This window comes from Streptomyces sp. NPDC055078, from assembly GCF_053607985.1.
In genome coordinates this window covers 1-3,304 of record NZ_JBSGUP010000811.1, presented here as the reverse complement: position 1 = coordinate 3,304, position 3,304 = coordinate 1, and the positions used below count along the sequence as shown (strand labels likewise).

General features: G+C 72.2%; 5 protein-coding genes. 2 read left to right on the top strand and 3 right to left on the bottom strand.

From position 1 onward, the window contains the following. Positions 1 to 18 precede the first annotated feature (18 nt). From ACWF94_RS37085 to ACWF94_RS37075, 3 genes are all read right to left on the bottom strand, one after another. Positions 19 to 780, bottom strand: a complete 762-nt coding sequence (locus ACWF94_RS37085) for a DUF1775 domain-containing protein (protein WP_453499095.1) — start codon at positions 778 to 780, stop codon at positions 19 to 21. Positions 781 to 788: 8 nt separating this feature from the next. Next, positions 789 to 1,385, bottom strand: a complete 597-nt coding sequence (locus ACWF94_RS37080) for a hypothetical protein (RefSeq protein ID WP_453499093.1) — start codon at positions 1,383 to 1,385, stop codon at positions 789 to 791. Between the two features lie 133 nt (positions 1,386 to 1,518). Next, the gene (locus tag ACWF94_RS37075) at positions 1,519 to 2,124 is read right to left on the bottom strand and encodes a histidine phosphatase family protein (protein WP_453499091.1); all 606 of its coding nucleotides are present in this window, start codon (positions 2,122 to 2,124) and stop codon (positions 1,519 to 1,521) included. Positions 2,125 to 2,385: 261 nt separating this feature from the next. On the opposite strand from ACWF94_RS37075, the gene ACWF94_RS37070 reads away from it, so the two are divergent. Further along, positions 2,386 to 2,604 carry a CbtB domain-containing protein gene (locus tag ACWF94_RS37070; protein WP_453499089.1) on the top strand — a complete coding sequence of 73 codons (219 nt, stop codon included), beginning with the start codon at positions 2,386 to 2,388 and terminating at the stop codon, positions 2,602 to 2,604. A 51-nt stretch (positions 2,605 to 2,655) separates the two neighbouring features. Beyond that, positions 2,656 to 3,304, top strand: a 649-nt coding sequence (locus ACWF94_RS37065) for a CbtA family protein (RefSeq protein ID WP_453499088.1), incomplete at its 3' end; no start/stop codon positions are given.

Below are 3,304 nucleotides of genomic sequence, written 5' to 3'. Positions count from 1 at the left end.
CCCGCCCGGGGAAGCAGGTCAGGAACTGGCGCCAGGGCGGCGCTTGAGGACCCAGACGATCACGCCTCCGGCGATCACCACCACCACGACGATCACCACGACGTTCAGCGCGCTCAGCCCGTCCTTCCGCTTCTTGATCACATGGCGCGGGTGGGGGGACGACGGCTCCACCGAGGGCGCGGCGGACTTGGCCGACGAGGAGGACCCGGCACCGGGCGCCCCGGGCGCGGAGGTGCCCGAGCCCGCGCCCGAGCCCTGGGGGACCGATTCCGGCTTCGCCCCCTTCGCCGCGGGTTTGAGCTTGAGGAGCGGTGCCGGATTCGCCGCCTTCGCACCGTTCTTGGGCACCTCGATCCAGCGTGCCTCCTTCCCGTCCGCGTAGGTCTCGACGGTCTTGAAGACCAGCGAATCGGCAGCGGGCAGTTGCTTCACCACGATGCTGTAGACCGCGTCCTTGCCGGTGGGAAGGGCCTTGCCGCCGATGATGTAGCCGCCCTGAGCCTGGCTCAGCTTCCAGCCCGCGGGGGCCTTCTTCAGGGTCACGGCTCCCGGCGAGATGCCCTCGGGCAGCACGATCTGGAGTTTGGCGATGCCCGCCTTGTCCGACTCGGCCTCGGAAGTGAAGGTCAGGGTGACGTTCTTCGCCAGGGCCCGGTCGTCGGACGCGGTCACTCCGGCGTGGGCGGCGGCGGGTGCGGCCACGGCGAGGACGGTGCCGAGCGCCACGGCGGCTGCGAGCGCCGTCCGCCGGACGGCGGACGGCAGGGGGACGTTGCTCATGGTTCTCCTCAAACGGACTGGCAGGGGGTGGTCGGCACAAACCCCTGTCCGGGAGGACCCCGGCGCACGACGACATGCGCCAGGACGGTGTACGGCTGTTTTCCGTCGGGCGGCCCGGATCTGCCGGAGAAGCGGGCCGCACCAGGGCAGGGAGGTCTTCGCCAGGCGCCGAGCCAGCGCGCCACCGTGGCGCACACGGTGGCGACGATCCGCCCGAGGAACTCCGGGAGCGCGGCGAGCCGGTCGTCGGTCTGCCGCAGCAGTACGGCGGCGGCGAGAGCGGCCAGCGTATGCACGCCGAGCATCAGGACCGTGCTCAGCAGGACACCGCTCTGGGGCACTCCGAGCTGCTGCGACGAGGTGTTCCGGCCGGGCGTCGTCTGGGTCAGGACCTCGTGCAGAACGAACTGGGCGGCACAGGTCCCGACCACGAAGGCGAGGAACGACCGTATCCGCCAGGTCCACGGCGGGGCACCGAGGAAGGCGATCACCGCGGCGACCGGTATGAACCCCCAGGCGGCGGCCTCGCCGGACTCGACCCGGTGGCCGAGCGTGGCGAGGCCCGCGCTGGACACGGCGAACACACCGGCCCTGGCGCCCCGCACGCTCCCTCGCGGGGGCGGGACGCCAGGGCGCGCGTGCGGTCGCTGTCGAGTCCACGTCATGGCGCGCCCATCATTCACGACACCCGGCCCGGCGGGTGGCCGCTTGCGCACATCGGTGAGCGACCGCGTTCCGTCACACTCGGGCGGGCGGGACCCGCACGGCGGTCAGGGGTCTGCCGCAGCGCAGATTCCACCGCTCCGACCTGCCGCTCAGCTCCGTCAGCACCAGGGGAGCGACATCCAGCCGCCAGAAAGCCTCCGGCGGAAGAGCCAGCGCCCGGACGGTCGCAGCCCGGACGATCGCGGGTTCCGCCACCACGAGCACCCGGCCCGCGTCGGCCGGGAGGGCGTCGAGCCAGTGGCCCACCCGTGCGCACAGAGCGAGCAGTGTCTCACCGCCGTGGGGCGCGGTCGCCGGGTCGTCCAGCCAGCTCGCCACCGCCTCCGGCTCGTCCGCACTCAGCTGCGCCAGGGTCCGCCCACGCCACCGGCCCAGGTCCCAGTCGGCGAGCGATTCCTCGCACTCCGCCCGCAGGCCCAGCGCCCGGGCCGTCCCACGGCAGCGCGGGGACGGGCCGCTCAGCGCCCGGTCCGCGTGCGGCAGCCCCTCCGCCGCCGCCCGCGCGGCCCGCAGCCCCGCCGCGTCGAGGCCCTCGCCGTCCCCCGGACCGTCTCCGAAGCGGGCCTCCCGCAACGCCTGTGACGACGCCGGTGAGACCAGCATCACTCGTACTGTCATGCTCACGCTCCCCTTCGGTCAACTGCCCCTCGGCACAAGGACATCACAGGTTTCATCGCCTCTTTCCGGCCATGGCGCACCATGGCGGCGCACGCTCCCAAGCGGTACGGTGCCGTGTACATGACGAAGGTGTGACGGAAGTCCGGTGAGAGTCCGGCACGGTCGCGCCACTGTGTACCCGCAGCTCCGCGGGAAGTCAGACCCGGCACCTTCGTCTCAGGCACCACGATCGGGACGCGTGTTCCCCCAGGAGGTTCTGCCATGGCTCACTCCGCTGTGCCCGCCACCGCCGCCACTCCGGCCGTCTCCCCCGTCCCGCTCCGGGCGATAGCGCCGTGGGCGGTCTTCTTCGGCGTGCTGATGCTCGTCCTGCTCTACTTCGTCGGCGCCGAACAGGGCGCCACCTCCCTCATCGCCGGTGAGACCGTCCACGAATGGGTGCACGACGGACGCCATCTGCTCGGCTTCCCCTGCCACTGAGCCGCTGCCGTCCGGACAGCGGTCGCGACCGAGATCCACAGGGGAAGATCCATGAACTCCATATCCGTCAGAGCGCTGCTCGTCCGCGGCATGCTCGCGGGCCTGATCGCCGGGGTGGCCGCCCTGGTCGTCGCGTACGCCCTCGGCGAGGGCCCGGTGGACGCGGCCATCGCCTTCGAGGAGAGCCACAGCCATGAGCACGGCGGCGAGGAACTGGTCAGCCGCGCCATGCAGTCCACGGCGGGCCTCGCCACCGGGGTGCTGGTCTTCGGCGTCGCGATCGGCGGGGTCGCCGCTCTCGCCTACTGTGTCGCCCTCGGCCGCGCCGGCCGGTTCGGACCGCGCGCCACGGCGGCGCTGATCGCGCTCGGCGCGCTGCTGAGCGTGTACGTCGTGCCGTATCTGAAGTCCCCGCCCAATCCGCCGGCCGTGGGCGACCCCGACACGATCGGCCGGCGGACGGCTCTGTACTTCCTGATGATCGTGCTCAGTGTGCTGCTCGCCGTGGCCGTGGTGATCCTCGGGAAGCGGCTGGCTCCCCGGCTGGGCAACTGGAACGCGACGGTCGTCGCGGCGGTGGTCTATGTGGCCGCCGTCGGGCCGGCGGTGGCGTTCCTGCCGTCCTTCGACGAGGTACCGAAGGGCTTCCCGGCCACGGTGGTCTGGGAGTTCCGGCTGGCGACGCTCGCCGTTCAGGTGA

Excerpts from the sequence above, each read along its gene's own strand:
- ACWF94_RS37070 (WP_453499089.1), top strand. The coding sequence starts at position 2,386 with ATGGCTCACTCCGCTGTGCCCGCCACCGCCGCCACTCCGGCCGTCTCC.
- ACWF94_RS37085 (WP_453499095.1), bottom strand. The coding sequence starts at position 780 with ATGAGCAACGTCCCCCTGCCGTCCGCCGTCCGGCGGACGGCGCTCGCA.
- ACWF94_RS37075 (WP_453499091.1), bottom strand. The coding sequence starts at position 2,124 with ATGACAGTACGAGTGATGCTGGTCTCACCGGCGTCGTCACAGGCGTTG.